Consider the following 19,197-nt stretch of genomic DNA (forward strand, 5'->3'; position numbering starts at 1 on the left):
GAAAATAAGAAAATAATTTTTATCATTCCCTATTTACTATTTTTTGATACTCATAATTATCACAATCATAAAAATGGGGCTAGAAATAACGATACTACTCGTATGTTTTGGTTGCTTGTAATTTTTTAATTAAATTAAGTTTTATTAATGATTTACTCTTAAAAATACAATGAAATGACCCTAAAAAGCTTAATAACTGAAAATAGAATAAAATTATTATCATTTGATATTGATAATACCTTAATTGATTTTCACACCTATAAAAGTAACTTTAAAAAAATATGGGAAAAGTATCAAGATCAAAACGAAGTAATTTTAACGTATAATACGGGGCGACTAATAGACGACGTGTTACATTTAATTGAAAAAGGAGTGTTGCCAGAACCAGATTATATTATTTCTGGTGTTGGTACACATATTTATAATTTTAAAAAAGGAGCTGTAGAAAAAGAATTTAATGATGTTTTAGATGATGGTTGGAATCTTGAATCTGTAGAAAATATAGTTCAAAGAATAGAACATCCAATAAGTGATCAACCAAGTAAATTTCAACATTCTTACAAGAGAAGTTATTTTTTTCATGATGCAAGTACAGAACTTATAGAAAGCATAGAACAAGATTTTGTTGATGCAGATATGGATGTGAATATTGTGTATTCTGGCAATAAATTTTTAGATGTTTTGCCAAAATGGGCAAATAAAGGAAATGCTTTACAATGGCTGTTAAGAATGTTAGGTTTAAAATCAAATCAGGTTTTAGTAGCGGGAGATAGTGGTAACGATTCTGCAATGTTCGATTTAAAAGATGTTTTTGGAATTGTAGTTGCAAATGCTCATGACGAATTATATATATACACAAAACATAAAAAAGTTTATCACACAGAAAAAGAAAAAGGAGATGGTATAATAGAAGGTCTTATTTTTTATGAAATTTTGCCAGAAGAAGCGCTAGAAGATACAAAAATTGATCATTCAGATGATTTTTTCATCAAAAAGGAAATAGAAAGTATTGCGCATGAAGATACTGATGAAAAAATAGCATTAATTAAAGAAGGATATTTAAAAGCTATTGAAGCATTAAAGAAAAATATTACACCGCTTGGTTTTTCTGCATGTTCTATAAAAGATAATATACCAAATGGAACAGATGAAAATTATCATAGTGTTTGGGCTAGAGATGGTGCAATTACAGTAATTGGCTCGTTGTCTTTAATTGATGATGAAGAAATACATCAATGCCAAAGACAAACATTAATAACATTGCTAGAAAATATTTCTAGAAATGGTCAAATTCCTGCAAATGTAAGATTAAAAGATCAAGAGCCAGATTATTCTGGAGTTGGTGGAATTTGTTCTATAGATAGTGGTATTTGGGTAGTTATTGCTTTTTACGAATATGTAAATGTTACAAAAGATATTAAATTTTTAAGAAAATATATTGGCGATATTAAAGAAACAATGAGATGGTTAGGCGCACATGATAGTAATAATGATGCACTGTTAGAAATTCCGGAAGCTGGTGATTGGACAGATTTATTTGGTAGAAGTTACAATATTTTATATGATGAAATTCTTTGGTATAGATCTAACGTTTGTTTTGGGCGAATGTTAGAAATGTTAGGAAGCCATGAAGAAGCTGGAGAATATATTAGATGGTCTCAAGTAATTAAAAAAGAAATTGTACAAAACTTTTGGCCATCAACTCAACAAAAATTGTTTCAATCGGTTTCTTTTGCTGAAAAACAATTTACTTTAGGTGATACTTCTTATTTAATTGCACAAACTACACCTTTCGATTTTAGTTGGCGTTGTGATGTTCTAGGAAATGTTTTAGCCTTTTTACACGGTACAATTGATGCAGAAAAAGCACATCAAACATTTAGATTTATGTTAGGTGTTGGTGCAAACGATCCTTTTCCTGTTGCAAATGTGTATCCTGTTGTAAGTCCTGGAGATCCAGATTGGAAACCTTATTATACTGTAAATCTACTAAACCTGCCAAATCATTATCACAATGGAGGAATTTGGCCATTTGTTGGTGGTTTTTGGGTAAAATTCGTAAATAAATTAGGTTTTAGAGATGTAGCTATTGCAGAATTACACAAACTAGCTTTAATAAATAAAGAAGGAATTTCAGAAGAATGGGAATTTACAGAATGGGCACATGGAGTTACAGGTAAACCAATGGGTAAAGCGTATCAAGCTTGGTCTGCAGCTCAATATATTTCGGCTTATAATGATTTAAAAATAACAAAAACAAAAAAGTAAAACTAAAATTAAAAAGTAAAACTAAAAAATAAAACGATGAAATCAATTTTAATGATCTCTTTACATGGATATGTAGGTGCACATGCAGAATTAGGAAAACCAGATACCGGTGGTCAAGTAGTATATGTTTTAGAATTAGCAGAAAGATTTAGCAGGCTTGGTAAAAGAGTAGATTTAGTTACACGTCAGTTCGAAGATCAACCAGAATATGATGAAGTAAATGAGAATTATAATGTTTGGAGAATTCCTTTTGGTGGAAAAAAATTCATCAGAAAAGAAGACATGCATGACCATTTAAAAAAGTTTGTAACCAATACATTAGCAGCAATTAAAAAAGAAAATAAAAAATATGATGTAGTTTATTCTCATTATTGGGATGCAGGTTGGGCTGGACAAAAAATTGCAGAAGAGTTAGGTATTTGTCACGTTCATACACCGCATTCTTTAGGTTGGTGGAAACAGCATTCTATGGGAAGTGATATGGATGAAAAGGAAATGGAAAAAACGTATCGATTTAAAGAGCGTATTAGAAAAGAATATTTTGTATATCAGATGTGTAATTATGTAATTGCAACAACGCTTCCACAAGTAGAATTACTAATTGAACAGTATGATGTTCTTTCTAAAAATTGTAGTATGATTCCTCCTGGAATTGATGAAAATAGATTTTTTCCTGTGCCATCAAAAGAAAATGATAAGATTCGATTAAAATACGATATAAAACCTACAGATATTTTAGCTTTAGGAAGAATGGCACATAATAAAGGGTACGATTTGTTAATAAATGCATTGCCAACTGTTTTTAATTTATGTCCGGAAGCAAGATTAGTGGCTTGTATTGGTGGAGATTCTCAACAAGATAAAGACGGAATAGAAAAATTAAAAGAACTAGCATCAGAACTAGGGGTAATGGATAAAATTAAATGGAAAACGTATATAGAAGATGAAGATTTAGCAAATGTTTATAGGTCTGCAAGTGTTTTTGCAATGCCTTCTAGGTATGAACCTTTTGGTATGGTTGCTATTGAAGCTATGGCTTGTGGAACGCCAAGTGTAATAACAGTTCATGGAGGTTTATGCGATTTAATTGATTTTGGAAATCAAGGTTTATTTGCAGATCCACACAGACCAGCAGAATTTGGTGCAATGATGGCAATGCCACTTTTGTATCCAAAATTAAGAAACGAAATGTCTGTTGAAGGCGCACGTTTTGCTCGCCGTAATTTTGGTTGGACTGGTATTGCTAAAAGGATGTTGTCTATTTTTAGTAGTTCTATAAATCAGCAAACAATGGAATCTAATATTTATTAGTAAAATAAAAAGTAAGTTTTTATAATTTAAAAAATTCTGATTTTTATCGGAACCTAAATTTATAGTAATATATGTCTAAAATTGTATGTTTTGGTGAAGTTCTGTGGGATGTTTTTCCTACACATAAAAAAATAGGAGGAGCACCTTTAAATGTTGCCATCCGTTTAAAATCTTTTAAAAATGACGTTGCAATGATTAGTGCCATTGGTAAAGACGAATTTGGAAATTTGATTTTAGATTATTTACAAGAACACCAAATAAATAAAGAATATATTCAGGTTTTAAATGATTTTGAAACCGGTTCTGTTACCGTTAAACTAAATGATAAAGGTGCAGCTTCTTATAAAATTGAACATCCAAAAGCTTGGGATAAAATACAATTTACAAAATCAGCATCAGATGTTGTACAACAATCTGATGCTTTTGTTTTTGGTAGCTTGATTACTAGAGATGAGGTTTCTAAAAATACACTTTATCAATTATTAGAATTTGCAAATTATAAAGTTTTTGATGTTAATTTACGCAAACCTTTTTATGATAAAATTGTTTTAGTTGAATTGATGCAGAAAGCAGATTTTATCAAATTTAATGATGAAGAATTGTATGAAATTGCAGCATTTTTAGGTTCTAAGTTTAATAATTTAGAGCAAAATATGCACTTTATATCAGAAAAAACAAAAACGAAACATATTTGTGTTACCAAAGGTGAACATGGAGCTGTTTTATTATATGATAATAAATTGTTTTACAATAGTGGTTACAAAATTAAAGTTGCAGATACTGTTGGTTCTGGAGATTCTTTTTTAGGTTCTTTAATTAGTAAGTTAATCAATGGCAAAAATCCACAGAAATCCATAGATTTTGCTTGTGCGGTTGGTGCTTTAGTAGCACAGAATGAAGGCGCAAATCCTGTAATATCAGAAAAAGAAATATTAGATTTTAGTTGTTTATAAGTTTATGTTTTTTTTGATTTTAATGGTTATTTAGTTAACAAATTAGAGGATTTTTATTAAATCTTGTTTCCCAATTATTGCCATAATTTCAACAATATTATCATTTATTTTGTAATAAATACTATCTGAACCACAAACACAACGTCTATATCCAATTTTTATATAATCTACAGATTCAAAAGAAAATGGATTTTTAGTTATTGTATCAAAATTTTCAAAGAAAGAGTCGAAATATTTATCAGCCTGATTCGTTCCGAATTTTTCAATACCATATCTATGAATCCTTATTAAATCTTCTTTGGCTAAATTACTTAACTTATAATCAGCCACTAAATCAACGACTTAGATTCTGCTAATATTTGTTCTTTGCTTAAATTCGTAAATCCGCTATTTTCTGCTTTTTCCAATTTAGCACTTATCCAATCAATTTGTCTTTGTTGTTTTCTAGCTTGTCTAATTAAATCGTTTACTAATTCACTTTTAGTTGAATACTCTTTTTTATCAACTTGTTTTTTTAACCATTCGTCATTTGGTTGAGTGAATGAAATACTTTGCCTTGCCATAATATTTTATTTTGGTGCTAATTTACACCATAAGTGTTAGTTTAGCAAATTAATTTTTAATCTAAGTTTGTTCATTTTTTATAGTTGCAACGTATTTGTATTTTGAAAATTACGTTTTTATGAACAAGGAATTTCCTTTGAAAATTCAAAAGTTTTCAAAAATGAAATAAATTTTTAATTTAGCTATATATTGTAATTCTTACTATATAGTGTTAGCTGTAGCTTTTACCTTTTTTATTAAATTTTTCTATACTTTTTATTGTATGTTTATTTATTAAAAAACTAATTTATAATTCAGTATCTCTTTTTGAATTTGTTTGTTCTCTTTCTTTGTAATAAGAGTACACATTATCTAAGTCCCAATTATTTCCTGCTAGCATTTCAGTATAAAGAAAATCGTCATCGATACTTTTAAAGGTGTTATAATTTAGTTCTCTTTTGTTTTCTAAAAATAAATCTTTGAATGAATTTATACGATCTTTTAATCCTATAATATTATTTGTTGAATTAGTAATTGCAACATTGTCTAAATAATTTTCATCAAAATAATCGTACGAAGAAAAAGTAATAAAATCTATTAATTCTTTACAATTAAACCAAACAAAAGCGCCAATGTTTATATGAAGCCAGTTATTAAAATCTAGCTCATTGTTTTCATTGTATGGCGTTTTTAATAAGTTGCTCTTACATAATTGAATAAAAGTGTTTGTGTTTTGTGGTGTAAAGTTATGATAAATGAAATGACCATTTGTGTCGTGCTTAAAAACAATATAGGTAAGTATTTCTTTATCTGTTAAACCTAAATCTCCAGGAAAATCTAATTCTTTAAAATTAAATATTGGGGTTTCTAAAATAAAATGATACATTGCTTTTAAAGCATCTTTTACAATTAGAAATGGTGTGTGAATTCCATCTCCAATTAAGAGTGTTCTCTTATTAGCTTTAAAAGGTAGTTTTGTAATATCTGCTCTTAAAATTTTGTAAACTGGTCTGTTGCCAATTACGCCAATAAAATCTTTTTCAATGTAGTTATGCATAAATTTTTACTCGGCATTAAAGTTTAACTTTTTAAATTGGTTTATAGTTTTTTTAAATTCTAGCCAACTTTTTAGTAGAATTAGTTGTATGTTTAATTACTTAATTTAGTATGTAATAACAATGTAGAAAATCTGTTAAGATTTTTAAAGTTTACTAAAATTAGCAGTAAAAAATATACTTTATTACTCACTTTTTTTTCAAATTTAATTTACTTTTTCTGATTCAATATTCAATTTTGCAACCATTGTTTCACAAGGAAGTTTCCAGCCTAATTGTTTGAATGGAGTTATATTTAATTTATGAGTCATTTTTCTGATTATTGAAGAATTCAAAATTGGGTAATCATATTTAAAATAATTTATTTTTTCAACATTGTAGTTAAGAACACCAATTACCTTTTTGTTATTGTTCGTTGGATGAAAGCTTATTTTTCCAAGTATAGAAGAGATGGTTTTAAAGTCAATATTTATTTTTTCAAATAAAAGTTGATTATAAAAACAGTTTATAAAAAGCTCATCAATTTTGTCAATATCTTTCATTGAAAATCTAGGAATGATTACAGAGAAAAATGTTTCAGAATTCACAAAAAGGAGGCATTTCTTTTTAGCAATATAAATAATTGTTGCATTCCAATTCCCTAGAATGCTTTCAACGATTAAATCATTATTTTCAATTTTTTTATTGATTATTTTTTCAAGTTTCTTTGTGGTGAAGATTTCTGTCATTAGTTTGTGTGTAACTATTTATAATAAAAGAAAGGAATTTCTATAACAGCTTCATTTTCTATTTTTTTTGTTTTTTTAGAAGCTATAAACCTGCTAATATTTAGTGAATGTTTTCCTTCTTTAATTGTATGTATTGGAAAAACAGTTTCAAAACCCAATTGATTATTAATCTCAGTAATTATAAAATCGGATTGTATTTGCAAACTATCAATTTTTAAAAGATATGCTTTTTTAAACGCAGCTAGGTATTTTGATTGTAAACTATCTTTTGATGTATTACTCGTATTTGAAGAAAAAAGAGAACTACTATAACCTCTTTTGTCATTCTCAGATTTTAAATCTAAATTTTGATTTATAATAATATCTTCCATTTTTTTTCTAAACGGAATAAAAACTTGTAAAAAAGGTTTTTCAATTATTTTAGATTGTATTGCGGCTTTATTTATGTTTTCATTTTTAGTTAAAGAGTTTAAATAATTGTTGTTATTAGCATAATTTATAGTAGAATACGATTGATTATTTACAAAATTTGATCTTACATTATGTAAGGTTGTTACATAAAAAGTTAATAGATATACTGGGAATAATATAAACAATAACCTTCTTCCAAATTTATTGTCTAAAAAATTGTAAACCAAAGGTCTGTATAAAAAAGACAACGTAATTACACTAAAAATTTTATACAATGGAAAATATAAAAATGAAGTCCATTCTACTTTCTTTAGATAACCTTGTGTTATAAAATCTATAAATACAAATAAGGAGAGAAAGAGAAAAAAGATGGCAAAAATGCCTAATAAAAACATACCAAATATTTCTGGAAATATTCCAGATTCTATAAAAAAAGAGCCAGCAATAAAAATCACTAGAAATATAATAAAGAAAGATATAATGTAAAATAAATACAAAAAAGTAACTGCAAATAAAATGCTACAATAGTTTTCTAAAGATCCAATATACTTATCAAAAGAGCCAACTTTTTTCTTTAAATGGTTTGTAAAACGTTTTTTATAATTTAGAGCTTCGTAATCAATTTCGCCAGAAACATACCGAAGACCAATTGCACCAATCCATAAACCTCTTAAAACAACATGTATTATTAAGTTTACAATTAAAACGATACAAGAAATAGCCGCAACAACAAAAAAAGTTTTTGTATAACTTTCGGATGCTGAAGCTTCTTGCCCCATTCTTTCTAAAGGTTCTAAAGCAGAAAATAAACCAAAAATAGCAAAACCAGAAATTAGTAATTCTAATTGCCAACTTTCTTGTTGTAATTTATCTAATAATTCTTTAAATTTATTGTCTTTGTAGTCATTTTTCATTTGCAATATTATTTTGCTCTAAGATACAGACTTTTTAAAAACAAAAAAATCACTTCAATAAAATTGAAATGCTTTAATAGAAGTAAAATTTAATACTATTAATTCGTTGTCTAATTTTTTTGTGATGTTAAAACCAATTAATAATGAAGCTCCTGCACATAAAAAGATTGATGCTAAGTAAAAAGTCTCTGTTTGTATATAATTACTTGGTCTGTCTTGATGAGTAAACCTGATATCAGTAAAAAACTAAAAATCTAAATACATGATATGATTAGGGTTGTAATGCGTTTCTGAAATTTTGAAATCGAACTTACCAACTTTTACAAAGCCTGCTTTTTCATAAAATTTTATTGCCCTTTTGTTTTCTACCCAAACTGCTAACCAAATTCCTTTTTGATTGTTTTCTTTTGATACCTTTACATTAAAATTGAATAATTCTTTGCCCAAATTCAATCCATAGAACTCTTTCAGTAAATAGATTCTACTTAATAATGTTATGTTTTTTGCATCAATATTTTCATTTTCGGTATTCAAAACGATTTTTGAATAACCTGCAATTGTATCATCAGAAAAAATTAAATAATAAATATTATTGGTGTCTTCTAATTCTTTTAAAAAGTTGTTTTCAGTAAGATTATTGTCAACATAATTATCAATATCTGTTTGTGGAGCAGAATGCCCATGAGCAGTTAAAAATGCAGTTTTACCAATTACGGATAAAATTTGAGCATCTTTTAAAGTTGCTTTTACTATTTTAAACATAACAATAAAGAGAGAAAATTTATAAAGATTTTGTGTTAAAAGTATCACCTTGGCTTAAATCGCCGGTTTCAAAACCTTTTTTAAACCAACGCATTCTTTGCGCAGAAGTTCCGTGTGTAAAAGAATCTGGAACAACACTGCCAGAAGATTTTTTTTGCAAACGATCATCACCAATTTCAAAAGCAGCTTTTAAGGCTTCTTCTAAATCGCCTTCATCTAAAATAAGATCTTTATTTTTAGCATGATACGCCCAAACACCCGCTAAAAAATCTGCTTGTAATTCTAATTTTACAGAAAATTGATTGTATTCTTTCTGACTAACTTTTCCACGAATTTGTTGCATTTTATCTGTTGTTCCCATTAAATTTTGAATGTGATGACCAACTTCATGCGCAATTACATAAGCTTGAGCGAAATCTCCAGGAGCATTTAATTTGGTAGCCATTTCTTCAAAAAAACTTAAATCGATATATAATTTTTCATCTCCAGGGCAATAAAAAGGGCCCGTTGCACTAGATGCAGAACCACAAGCAGAAGAAACTGAATTTGTAAAAAGTACTAAAGTTGGCTCTTTATAATTTGGTAAAATTTGATTCCAAACATCTTCTGTACTTACTAAAACTCTATTGCTAAAAGCTGCCAATTCGTTTTCTTTTGCTGTGCCTTCGTAATTTGTGTTTTGTATTTGATTTGTAGAATTTCCACTTAAAAATTGCAACGGATTATTACCTGTAAAATACATCACCCCAAAAACGATTGCTATTATAATTAATCCTTTTTTTGAAGTAACTAATTTTAACAATAGGCTTATTAGCATTGGGTTTAAACCTCCGCCACCAGAACTACCTGAAGACATTCCTCTTCTGTCATCAACATTTTGACTTGTACGATTACTTCTCCATTTCATACCGTAATTATTTAAATTTAGAGTGTTTATTTATTATTTAATACCAACGTTTTTTATTCTTTTTAGAAGCATCAGATTTTCTTCCTTTTTTATTTTTACTAACCGTATTTGGTTGTAATTTTTTGTGTTTTGGCTTATTAATTATATAAGGATGATCTGTAATAATTTTAATTGGTTTTTCAATTAAAGCTTCGATGGATTTAATGTAGCTATTTTCATCCGGAGAACAAAAAGAAAAGGCAATTCCAGATTTACCAGCTCTACCAGTTCTACCAATTCTATGCACATAGGTTTCTGGCACATTTGGAATGTCAAAATTTATAATTGCATCTACATTGCTAATGTCAATTCCACGTGCAGCAACATCTGTTGCAATTAAAATAGTTGCTTTTTTAGTTTTAAAATCTTCTATCGCTTTATTTCTGACTCCCTGAGTTTTATCGCCATGAATACTTGTTACTTTGTACTCGTTTTTAAGTAGAGATTGTTCTAATTTATCAACACCCAATTTTGTGCGTCTAAAAATTAAAATTCGCCCATTTATGGTAGTTCTTAATAAGAGTAAACATAAATCTGTTTTGTTCTTTTTAGGAAGATAATATAATAATTGTCCAATGTTTTTTGCAGTTGTTTCCTCTGGATTTATTTCAATTTTAACTGCATTTTTTACAATAGATTTTGCTAATTCGTCTATTTTTTCTGGAATTGTAGCTGAAAAAAGTAAGGTTTGTTTTTTCTTCGGACATAATTTTTCAATCTTATTAATGTCTGTTATAAAACCCATATCTAACATTAAATCGGCTTCATCTAACACAAAGATTTCAATACCACTTAAATCGATATTTCCTTGCATTTGCAGGTCAATTAATCTTCCTGGAGTTGCAATTAAAATGTCAATTCCGTTTGCTAATTCTTCTTTTTGAGGCTCTAAAGAAACTCCACCAAAAACGGCTGTAGTTTTTAGATTTGTGTATTTACTATAGCTTTTAAAGTTTTCTAAAATCTGAATTGCTAACTCACGAGTTGGAGTAACTATTAGCGATTTTATCTTTTTTACTTCATTTTCTATAACAGGTTTATTAGATAAAAGCTGAATAATTGGCAACGCAAAAGCAGCAGTTTTTCCTGTTCCTGTTTGTGCAGAAACAATAACGTTTTTTTTATCTAAAACTATTGGAATTGCTTTTTGTTGAACTAAAGTTGGTCTATGGTATCTCTCTTGGGCAATTGCTTTTAAGATAGATTTATGGAAAGGAAAATCAGAAAACTGCATTGATTATTTTTAAAGCAAAGGTAGTTTAAATTAGAGAATGGTTTTTGATAATTATTGTTGCTTTTTACGACCTGTAAAAGCGTCCATTGTTTTGTAAATTTCTAAAGCAGAACCCGCAAACCAATCAAAAAAGTTGATAGACATTGTTGCTTGTCCAATTTTTACAAATCTGTATAAATAACCAGGAATTGTAACCATTTTTTTGTTTTTCTCAATCGCTTTTATAATGGTTAAAGAAGCAGTTTCTGGTTCTAAAATTTTTATTTTAGATGATTTTACACCATCAAACATGCCTGTATTTATATAATATGGCATTATTGTAGTTACCTTAATGTTCTTTTTTAGTTGTTTCATTTCTATTCGCAAACTGTCTGACCAACCAATTAAAGACCATTTACTAGCTACATAAACAGACATTTTTGGGTTAGAAATTAAACCTCCAGAAGAAGCAATATTACAAATATGACCTGTGTTTTTCTGCAACATATCGCTTAAAAAAGCATTTGTTATATACATTGGTGCATTTGCATTAATTGCCATTGTTTTATCAATTTCATTATTTGAATGCTCGTGAAAATATTTACCAACGATAATACCTGCATTATTAATAATTACATCAACAAAACCAATTTTTTGTTTTACTTTTTGTGCAGTTTCTTTTATTTGTGTTGGGTTTGAAACATCTACAACAAAACCAGCAATTTCTCCAAGATTTTTAAATTCTGTAATTGTGTTGTCAATTCCTATTTGATTGATGTCCCAAATGATAATTTTTGCTTTTCGTTCTAAAGCTAAACGAACCATTATTTTACCAATTCCAGAAGCGCCACCTGTTATTAAAACTGTTTTGTTTGTTAGTTGCATTTTGTTGTTATTATTAATTGTTTATTTTAAATCATTTACATCAATTTTAAATAATTCTGTAGCATTTTTCCAAAGAATTAATTCTTTTTTATCTTCTGCTAAATCTAATTGATTCATAAATTTTAAATAAGATTTCATGTTAGAAATTGGCCAATCTGTACCATATAATAAATACTTTGGATCGCCAGCATAAGTAATCATTTCTTCAATTTCCTTTTTCATATAGCGTTCAAATTTTTCATTAAAATCACCTAAAACCAAGCCAGAAATATCAGCAAAAACGTTTTTGTTTTTATACACAACCTCCATACAATCTTTTATCCAAGGATTACCAACATGACAAATTACAATTTTTAAATCTGGGTAATCTACAGCCAAATCATCAATATGTAAAGGATGAGAATATTTTACTTTTCCTGTTGGTGCATAGGTGTCTCCAGAATGAAACATTACAGGAACATCATATTCAATCGCCATTTCGTACATCAATTTAAATCGAATATCATTAGGATAAAAAGGTTCGTAACCAGGATAAAATTTTAAACCTTTAATATGTCCTTCTTTTAAATATTGACTAATTTCTATAACATCTTTATAGTTGTAATGTAAATAACTTATACCTGCAACAATACCAATATTTTTATACCCTTTTACAGCTTCTACAATCTGTTTTGTACTTGGTCTATGTTCATTTACTTTGTAAGAAGAAAGTACTAAAGAATAATCGACATTGTTTTCTTTCATTGTTTTAGATAATAAATCTAAACTCTCGTTAATAGAAGTTACTCTGTCTTCGTGATAATTATTAAGATGTGTATGTACGTCTATAATCATTTTTTAATAAAGGTTTTTTATTATTTATTTGGCTAAAGTTACAATTTAAAACTATAAAAAAGGATTAGAATTAATAAAGAAGTTTGTGACTAAAAAAATAATTTATCAATCCATTTTATCTTGTTGTTCTATATTATGCTGATTTCCAAAAATGGATGTATCTTCATCATTTATAGAATTAGAAATCCCTAACATAAATGCGGTAATAATTAATAATAATTTTCTTTTAAGCCAATATATTGGTCGTCTAGTTTTTTCTAAACGAGTATTTTTTTTCTTTTTATACATATTAGTAATGATAAATGATGAGACATTTGTTTTATCATCTGATGCATTTTCAGCATTTGCAAAGAACAAGAATGTAGTTCTAAGCTATGTATAAATTAGAAATTGAATTACTAGCAATAATTTTATTGATTAAGAAAATATGTTGTTTATGTAGTAAAGCAATATTTTGATACAATTGCTTTTGTAGTTTTAAAGTAAGTTTAATTTGTTTTTGAAAAGCACTTTTTAGATAAATAGAAGGAAAGAAAAGAGCAAGAAAATCGGCGCTAGATAATACGTCTTTTTTTAAAACAACATGTTTTGTGTTTTTATAATTAAACTTCTTTTTCTGAATTATCTTAGAATACTGATAATAATTGCTAGTACTTTCTTGAGCATAAAAAGTAGATTCTGCAACTGAGTGAAGAAATACCAGTAAAAAAACAAAAAGGTGTTTCAATTGCATTATAAATCTGTTTTATACAAAAATAATGTTTTTAAAATAAAGCCTCTTTGTGAAAACAAAGAGGCTTTGGTATTAATAGTCATTGCGAATGTAATGAAGCAATCTTTTAATTAATTACAGATTGCTTCATGAACTCGCAATGACATTTTTTCTACTTAAACAATTCGTAAGAACGCTTGATAAAGTTTGTTAACTCTTCACCATGTAAAAGGTTTTGAGATAATTTAGCTAAATCAAAAGCTTGAGAAATTAATGCTTTCTGTGCAGCCTCATCTTTGCTATTTAAAATTTCTGAAACTAACGGACTATTTGTGTTTACCACTAAATTGTACATGTCTGGAAAATTACCCATTCCCATCATTCCACCACCACCAGAAGCTTGCATTTCTTTCATTCTACGCATAAATTCTGGAACCGTAATTAAGAACGGAGAAGCAGCAGAATCCATCGCTTCTAACTGAACTGTATATGTTTTTGAGTTTACAGCACCTTCAATAATTGGTTTTAATTTTGCAGTTTCTTCTTCTGATAATTTAGAAATTATAGCATCGTCTTTCTTAATTAGATTATCAATAAAATCGGCATCAACTCTTGTAAATTTCACTTTAGCATCACCACCTTCTAATTTCTGCATTAAATGCGAAATAATTGGTGAGTCTAATACTAAAACTTCATAACCTTTTGCAGTCGCATCTTTTATATAACTGTGTTGTGCTTCTTTGTTAGAAGTATATAAAATAACGTGATTACCATCTTTATCAGTTTGATTTTCTTTTGTTTTTTCAATCAATTCATCAAACGTAAAATACGTATCTGCAACTGTTGGATATAAAGCAAATTTCTTAGCTTTGTCAAAGAATTTATCTTCAGATAACATTCCGTATTCGATAATTACTTTAATATCGTTCCATTTTTTCTCAAAATCTTCACGATTATTTTTGAATAAAGAAGTTAATTTATCAGCCACTTTTTTGGTGATGTAACCAGATATTTTTTTTACAGCTCCATCTGCTTGTAAATAAGAACGAGAAACGTTTAAAGGAATGTCTGGAGAATCAATAACACCTTTTAACATTTGTAAAAAGTCTGGTACAATTCCCTCAACATTATCAGTTACATATACTTGGTTTTGATACAATTGAATTTTATCCTTTTGCATATCCATAGAAGAACTTAACTTAGGAAAGAATAAAATTCCGGTTAAATTAAAAGGATAATCAACATTTAAATGAATGTGAAATAAAGATTCTTCAAATTGCATTGGATACAATTCTCTGTAGAAATTTTCGTAATCTTCATCCGTTAAATCAGCAGGCGCTTTTGTCCAAGCAGGATTTGTGTTGTTGATGATATTATCAACCTCAATTTGTTTGTGAGGTTCTGTAGTTTCTTTACCGTCTTTATCTGTAGTAGTTTGAGGTGTAAAATCTGGATCGTTAACTTTTTTAGTTCCAAATTTAATTGGCACTTGGTTAAAACGATTGTATTTGTTTAATAAAGCACTAATTTTCTCTTCAGTTAAAAACTCTGTAGAATCTTCTGCAATGTGTAAAACAATTTCTGTTCCTCTGTCAGATTTGTCATTTTCTACTAACGAATATTCTGGAGAACCATCACAAGTCCAATGAGCAGCAGGTTCGTCTTTAAAAGATTTAGTAAAGATTTCAACTTTTTCTGCAACCATAAAAGCAGAGTAAAAACCAAGTCCGAAATGACCAATTACGCCAGTTTCGTTTTTGTCGTCTTTATATTTTTCTAAAAATTCTTCAGCTCCAGAAAATGCAATTTGGTTGATGTATTTTTCAACTTCATCCATTGTCATCCCTAAACCTTGGTCTTTAATTGTTAAGGTTTTAGCTTCTTTATCAATGCTAATTTCAATTTTAGCATCGCCTAGTTCTGTTTTAGCTTCACCAATAGAAATAAGGTGTTTAAGTTTCGTCGTTGCATCTGTTCCGTTAGAAATTAATTCACGTAAAAATATTTCGTGATCAGAATACAAGAATTTTTTAATCAGCGGAAAAATATTTTCTACTGATACATTAATATTTCCTTTTGCCATTTTATATAGGTTTTGTTTAACTTTATTATTTATGATGTTACAATAGTCAAATAAAATACCAAAAGGAATTTTATGACAAGATGACAGAAATTATTTTTTATTTCAATTTTCGATATTTTTAGAATCTATTATTTGTCCTTAAAATGGATTTAGAACCTAATTTTGAAATTATTGGAAGTTGTTTTGGAAGGTTTTGAGCGTAAAATTGCGAATAAAGCATAAAATAAAATTATAAAAATTTTATTTTCAATCATTCTATCATAGAATTCTTAAATTAGTACTATCAAAATATTTAAAGAATTACGTAATTCATAAATTATGGAAACTATTAAAGACGAATTAAATATTGAAGCAATTACTGCAATTTTTAATACACAAAAAGAACATCAATTTGTTGTAGCAAATCAAACAATAAAAGAAAGAAAGAGAAAACTAAAAGCTTTAAAAAAAGCAGTAGAAATTACTTATAGAGCGGCAATAAAAGAGGCGCTTTATAAAGATATGGGCAAACCAAAAGCAGAAGTAGACTTGACAGAAATTTATCCTGTTACTAGTGAAATTAAACACACTTTAAGACATTTAAATTCTTGGACAGAAAAACAAAGAGTTGGAACACCAATAGCTTTTATAGGATCTTCGTCCTATTATAAATATGAGCCAAAAGGTGTTTGTTTAATTATTTCTCCTTGGAATTTTCCTGTAAATTTAACTTTAGCTCCTTTAGTAAGTGCAATCGCAGCTGGAAATACTGTGATTATAAAACCTTCGGAAATGACACCTCATATTTCTAAAGTGATGAAAGAATTAATTGCTACTATTTTTAATGAAAACGAAGTAACTCTTATAGAAGGAGCTGTGCAAACAGCAACAGATTTATTATCATTACCATTTAATCATATCTTTTTTACAGGATCGCCTGTAATAGGTAAAGTTGTAATGACTGCTGCTGCTAAACATTTAACTTCTGTAACTTTAGAATTAGGAGGTAAATCGCCGACAATTATAGACGAAACTGCTACTATAAAAACGGCTGCTAAAAGAATTGCTTGGGGTAAATTTGTAAATGCTGGTCAGGTTTGTATTGCGCCAGATTATATTTATGTGCATAAAAGTAAACAAGAAGAATTGGTAAATGAGTTTAAAAAAGTATTGGCCAAGTTTTATAATAATAACGCAAATCAATCTGAAAATTATACTTGTATTGTAAATGAATCTCACAAAGGTAGAGTTACAAGCATGATAAATAATGCAAAAGAAAACGGAGCAATAGTTTCTTACGGTGGTAAAGTTGATGAAAAATCAAATGCAATAGAACCAACTATTTTAACGAATGTTAAAATGAATACTAAAGTGATGCAAGAAGAAATCTTTGGACCTATTTTACCAATTATCCCTTATGATAATATAAATGAAGTAATTGATACAATCAATTCTAAAGAAAAACCGTTGGCACTTTATGTGTATAGTAACAAAAGTAAAAATATTGAGTATATTTTAAATAATACAAGAGCAGGTGGTTCTTGTGTAAATAATAATGCTGTTCATTTCTTTAATAATAATTTGCCTTTTGGAGGTTCTAATAATAGCGGAATTGGTAAATCTCATGGATTTTTTGGTTTTCAAGAGTTTTCTAATGCTAGAGGCGTTTTAAAACAAACCATTCCGGGTGCTTTAGAAATATTAATGCCACCTTATACAAACTTTAAAGAGAAATTGATTAACCTAACCATTAAATGGTTTTAATTTATAGTAGATAATTTACTTGTAATTTTGTTTTTTCTATTATAAGTTTTAACTTAGTAAACTATAGCTTTTGTAAACATGTTAATTTATTTCTATTTTAGCAAGGTGCAAAAAATCAAATAAATAAAAAATATACCCATAAAATATGTATAATTCAAAAATTACCGGACTTGGATATTATGTTCCTGATAATATTGTTACAAATAATGATTTAAAGGAATTTATGGAAACTTCTGATGAATGGATCCAAGAAAGAACAGGAATAAAAGAACGTAGATGGATTGATCCAAAAACAGGAGATACAACTGCTGTTATGGGTGCAAAAGCTGCTAGAATCGCTATAGATAGAGCTAGTTTAACCAAAGATGATATCGATTTTATTGTGTTTGCAACTTTAAGTCCGGATATGTATTTTCCTGGAGGTGGCGTGCAAGTGCAAGACCTATTAGATATGCCAACAATAGGTGCTTTAGATGTTCGTAACCAATGTTCTGGTTTTATTTATGCAATGTCTGTTGCAGATCAGTTTATAAAAACAGGAATGTATAAAAACATTTTGGTGATTGGTGCAGAAAATCATTCTGGTGGTTTAGAAAAATCTACTAGAGGTAGAAATGTTTCAGTTATTTTTGGTGATGGAGCAGGAGCAGCAATTTTATCAAGAAGTGAAGAAAAAGGTAAAGGAATTTTATCAACTCATTTACATTCTGAAGGAAAACATGCTAAAGAATTAGTTTTAGAAGGACCATCTACACAAAGATGGGTTCCAGAAATTTTAGCAGCAAATAATCCTGATGATGTTTCTTATTTTCCTTATATGAATGGTCAATTTGTATTTAAACATGCTATTACGCGCTTTTCTGAAGCAATTGTAGAAGGTTTGGAAGCAAACAACTTAGAGAAAGAAGATATTGATATGTTAATTCCGCATCAAGCTAATTTACGTATTGCACAGTTTATCCAAAGAAAATTTAAATTATCTGATGATAAAATGTATAATAATATTATGAAGTATGGTAATACAACAGCTGCTTCAGTAATTATTGCGCTCACAGAAGCTTGGGAACTTGGTAAAATAAAAGACAATGATTTAGTAGTTTTGGCTGCTTTTGGAAGTGGATTTACTTGGGGAAGTGTAATTATTAGATGGTAAAATAGATTTTAGTGCATAAAAAAGTGAACATTTATTTAGACAAACAATTAGAAATATAAAATAATAACAATCCGAAACAATTTTTTTGCTTCGGATTTTTTGTTAATTCACAATTATGGAATTCAGTAATAATTATTTTAGTTTTTTGAACATTTATTTATTTCTTGTTTAATATTTTTTTCAATTACGTATTAGCTTTACGAGTGATATTTTTTTTTTGTTATTTAATTAATTTTATCTTATTTGCTCGTTTTTTAGTGTTTTGAATGCTTATATTTGTTAATATAATCAATATCCTATAATTTATATATTAATTTTATGAAAAATGTAACATTAGTTCTTGGTGCATCTGCAAACCCCAACAGATATTCTAACATTGCAATAAAAAGATTGTTAGATAAAGAATTACCTGTTGTTGCTTTAGGGAAAAAAAAAGGGAAAGTTTTAAATGTAAATATTGCTGATAAAAGACAAGACTATAAAAATATAGATACTGTAACTTTATATCTTAATCCAAAAAGACAAGAAGAATATTATAATTACATTCTTGATTTGCAACCGAGAAGAGTAATCTTTAATCCTGGTGCAGAAAATGACGAGTTTGTAAAATTGTTGGAAGAACATAAAATTGAACCAGTAATTGCATGTACTTTAGTAATGATTTCTATCAATGAATATTAATA

19 protein-coding genes are annotated in these 19,197 nt (G+C 28.1%); 6 read left to right on the plus strand and 13 right to left on the minus strand.

Annotated elements, in window-relative coordinates:
- Window positions 1–174: 174 nt before the first annotated feature.
- The 3 genes from BLT70_RS04025 to BLT70_RS04035 all read left to right on the plus strand — a co-directional run bounded on the left by BLT70_RS04025 (window position 175) and on the right by BLT70_RS04035 (window position 4,532).
- Window positions 175–2,268, plus strand: a complete 2,094-nt coding sequence (locus BLT70_RS04025; RefSeq protein ID WP_091891885.1) for an HAD-IIB family hydrolase — start codon at window positions 175–177, stop codon at window positions 2,266–2,268.
- Between the two features lie 36 nt (window positions 2,269–2,304).
- Complete coding sequence (locus BLT70_RS04030) at window positions 2,305–3,579, plus strand: glycosyltransferase (protein WP_091891888.1); 1,275 nt, start codon at window positions 2,305–2,307, stop codon at window positions 3,577–3,579.
- A 71-nt stretch (window positions 3,580–3,650) separates the two neighbouring features.
- Window positions 3,651–4,532: a carbohydrate kinase family protein gene (locus BLT70_RS04035; protein WP_091891891.1), complete on the plus strand. Its 882-nt coding sequence runs from the start codon at window positions 3,651–3,653 to the stop codon at window positions 4,530–4,532.
- 42 nt (window positions 4,533–4,574) lie between these two features.
- On the opposite strand, the gene BLT70_RS04040 is transcribed toward BLT70_RS04035, so the two are convergent.
- The 13 genes from BLT70_RS04040 to htpG all read right to left on the minus strand — a co-directional run bounded on the left by BLT70_RS04040 (window position 4,575) and on the right by htpG (window position 15,618).
- Window positions 4,575–4,862: a type II toxin-antitoxin system RelE/ParE family toxin gene (locus BLT70_RS04040; protein WP_091891894.1), complete on the minus strand. Its 288-nt coding sequence runs from the start codon at window positions 4,860–4,862 to the stop codon at window positions 4,575–4,577.
- Window positions 4,862–5,095: a CopG family transcriptional regulator gene (locus BLT70_RS04045; protein WP_091891897.1), complete on the minus strand. Its 234-nt coding sequence runs from the start codon at window positions 5,093–5,095 to the stop codon at window positions 4,862–4,864. Before BLT70_RS04045 ends, BLT70_RS04040 begins: the two co-directional genes overlap by 1 nt.
- A gap of 287 nt (window positions 5,096–5,382) precedes the next feature.
- On the minus strand, window positions 5,383–6,132 hold the full coding sequence (locus BLT70_RS04050; RefSeq protein WP_091891900.1) for a hypothetical protein: 750 nt from the start codon (window positions 6,130–6,132) through the stop codon (window positions 5,383–5,385).
- A 204-nt stretch (window positions 6,133–6,336) separates the two neighbouring features.
- A complete protein-coding gene (locus BLT70_RS04055) occupies window positions 6,337–6,858 on the minus strand; it encodes a hypothetical protein (RefSeq protein WP_091891903.1) in 522 nt (173 codons plus the stop codon).
- 14 nt (window positions 6,859–6,872) lie between these two features.
- The gene (locus BLT70_RS04060) at window positions 6,873–8,183 is read right to left on the minus strand and encodes a hypothetical protein (protein WP_091891904.1); all 1,311 of its coding nucleotides are present in this window, start codon (window positions 8,181–8,183) and stop codon (window positions 6,873–6,875) included.
- Window positions 8,184–8,429: 246 nt separating this feature from the next.
- Window positions 8,430–8,945: an N-acetyltransferase gene (locus BLT70_RS04065; protein ID WP_091897387.1), complete on the minus strand. Its 516-nt coding sequence runs from the start codon at window positions 8,943–8,945 to the stop codon at window positions 8,430–8,432.
- A 19-nt stretch (window positions 8,946–8,964) separates the two neighbouring features.
- The gene (locus BLT70_RS04070; RefSeq protein WP_091891907.1) at window positions 8,965–9,852 is read right to left on the minus strand and encodes a neutral zinc metallopeptidase; all 888 of its coding nucleotides are present in this window, start codon (window positions 9,850–9,852) and stop codon (window positions 8,965–8,967) included.
- A 37-nt stretch (window positions 9,853–9,889) separates the two neighbouring features.
- Window positions 9,890–11,125 (minus strand): DEAD/DEAH box helicase, encoded by a 1,236-nt coding sequence (locus BLT70_RS04075; protein WP_091891909.1) that lies wholly within the window; start codon window positions 11,123–11,125, stop codon window positions 9,890–9,892.
- 51 nt (window positions 11,126–11,176) lie between these two features.
- The gene (locus BLT70_RS04080; RefSeq protein WP_091891912.1) at window positions 11,177–11,989 is read right to left on the minus strand and encodes an SDR family oxidoreductase; all 813 of its coding nucleotides are present in this window, start codon (window positions 11,987–11,989) and stop codon (window positions 11,177–11,179) included.
- Window positions 11,990–12,010: 21 nt separating this feature from the next.
- Entirely contained in the window at window positions 12,011–12,823 is an 813-nt protein-coding gene (locus BLT70_RS04085) for an amidohydrolase family protein (RefSeq protein ID WP_091891917.1), read from the minus strand.
- 105 nt (window positions 12,824–12,928) lie between these two features.
- A complete protein-coding gene (locus BLT70_RS04090) occupies window positions 12,929–13,180 on the minus strand; it encodes a hypothetical protein (protein WP_368086344.1) in 252 nt (83 codons plus the stop codon).
- A 10-nt stretch (window positions 13,181–13,190) separates the two neighbouring features.
- Complete coding sequence (locus BLT70_RS04095; RefSeq protein ID WP_091891920.1) at window positions 13,191–13,556, minus strand: hypothetical protein; 366 nt, start codon at window positions 13,554–13,556, stop codon at window positions 13,191–13,193.
- A 151-nt stretch (window positions 13,557–13,707) separates the two neighbouring features.
- Window positions 13,708–15,618 carry a molecular chaperone HtpG gene (htpG, locus tag BLT70_RS04100; RefSeq protein ID WP_091891923.1) on the minus strand — a complete coding sequence of 637 codons (1,911 nt, stop codon included), beginning with the start codon at window positions 15,616–15,618 and terminating at the stop codon, window positions 13,708–13,710.
- A 318-nt stretch (window positions 15,619–15,936) separates the two neighbouring features.
- Here htpG and BLT70_RS04105 point away from each other — a divergent pair, with 318 nt between their 5' ends.
- The 3 genes from BLT70_RS04105 to BLT70_RS04115 all read left to right on the plus strand — a co-directional run bounded on the left by BLT70_RS04105 (window position 15,937) and on the right by BLT70_RS04115 (window position 19,195).
- On the plus strand, window positions 15,937–17,361 hold the full coding sequence (locus tag BLT70_RS04105) for an aldehyde dehydrogenase family protein (protein WP_091891926.1): 1,425 nt from the start codon (window positions 15,937–15,939) through the stop codon (window positions 17,359–17,361).
- A gap of 145 nt (window positions 17,362–17,506) precedes the next feature.
- Window positions 17,507–18,514 (plus strand): 3-oxoacyl-ACP synthase III family protein, encoded by a 1,008-nt coding sequence (locus BLT70_RS04110; protein ID WP_091891929.1) that lies wholly within the window; start codon window positions 17,507–17,509, stop codon window positions 18,512–18,514.
- A 318-nt stretch (window positions 18,515–18,832) separates the two neighbouring features.
- A complete protein-coding gene (locus BLT70_RS04115) occupies window positions 18,833–19,195 on the plus strand; it encodes a CoA-binding protein (RefSeq protein ID WP_091891932.1) in 363 nt (120 codons plus the stop codon).
- Window positions 19,196–19,197: the final 2 nt, after the last annotated feature.

The organism is Polaribacter sp. KT25b (genome assembly GCF_900105145.1).
Classification (GTDB): domain Bacteria; phylum Bacteroidota; class Bacteroidia; order Flavobacteriales; family Flavobacteriaceae; genus Polaribacter.

Bases quoted from the DNA above. Each gene is read 5' to 3' on its own strand.
- BLT70_RS04075 (WP_091891909.1), bottom strand. From the start codon at position 11,125: ATGCAGTTTTCTGATTTTCCTTTCCATAAATCTATCTTAAAAGCAATT.
- BLT70_RS04105 (WP_091891926.1), top strand. From the start codon at position 15,937: ATGGAAACTATTAAAGACGAATTAAATATTGAAGCAATTACTGCAATT.
- BLT70_RS04050 (WP_091891900.1), bottom strand. From the start codon at position 6,132: ATGCATAACTACATTGAAAAAGATTTTATTGGCGTAATTGGCAACAGA.
- BLT70_RS04080 (WP_091891912.1), bottom strand. From the start codon at position 11,989: ATGCAACTAACAAACAAAACAGTTTTAATAACAGGTGGCGCTTCTGGA.
- BLT70_RS04095 (WP_091891920.1), bottom strand. From the start codon at position 13,556: ATGCAATTGAAACACCTTTTTGTTTTTTTACTGGTATTTCTTCACTCA.
- BLT70_RS04065 (WP_091897387.1), bottom strand. From the start codon at position 8,945: ATGTTTAAAATAGTAAAAGCAACTTTAAAAGATGCTCAAATTTTATCC.
- BLT70_RS04085 (WP_091891917.1), bottom strand. From the start codon at position 12,823: ATGATTATAGACGTACATACACATCTTAATAATTATCACGAAGACAGA.
- htpG (WP_091891923.1), bottom strand. From the start codon at position 15,618: ATGGCAAAAGGAAATATTAATGTATCAGTAGAAAATATTTTTCCGCTG.
- BLT70_RS04110 (WP_091891929.1), top strand. From the start codon at position 17,507: ATGTATAATTCAAAAATTACCGGACTTGGATATTATGTTCCTGATAAT.
- BLT70_RS04070 (WP_091891907.1), bottom strand. From the start codon at position 9,852: ATGAAATGGAGAAGTAATCGTACAAGTCAAAATGTTGATGACAGAAGA.
- BLT70_RS04025 (WP_091891885.1), top strand. From the start codon at position 175: ATGACCCTAAAAAGCTTAATAACTGAAAATAGAATAAAATTATTATCA.
- BLT70_RS04060 (WP_091891904.1), bottom strand. From the start codon at position 8,183: ATGAAAAATGACTACAAAGACAATAAATTTAAAGAATTATTAGATAAA.
- BLT70_RS04045 (WP_091891897.1), bottom strand. From the start codon at position 5,095: ATGGCAAGGCAAAGTATTTCATTCACTCAACCAAATGACGAATGGTTA.
- BLT70_RS04030 (WP_091891888.1), top strand. From the start codon at position 2,305: ATGAAATCAATTTTAATGATCTCTTTACATGGATATGTAGGTGCACAT.
- BLT70_RS04035 (WP_091891891.1), top strand. From the start codon at position 3,651: ATGTCTAAAATTGTATGTTTTGGTGAAGTTCTGTGGGATGTTTTTCCT.
- BLT70_RS04115 (WP_091891932.1), top strand. From the start codon at position 18,833: ATGAAAAATGTAACATTAGTTCTTGGTGCATCTGCAAACCCCAACAGA.
- BLT70_RS04055 (WP_091891903.1), bottom strand. From the start codon at position 6,858: ATGACAGAAATCTTCACCACAAAGAAACTTGAAAAAATAATCAATAAA.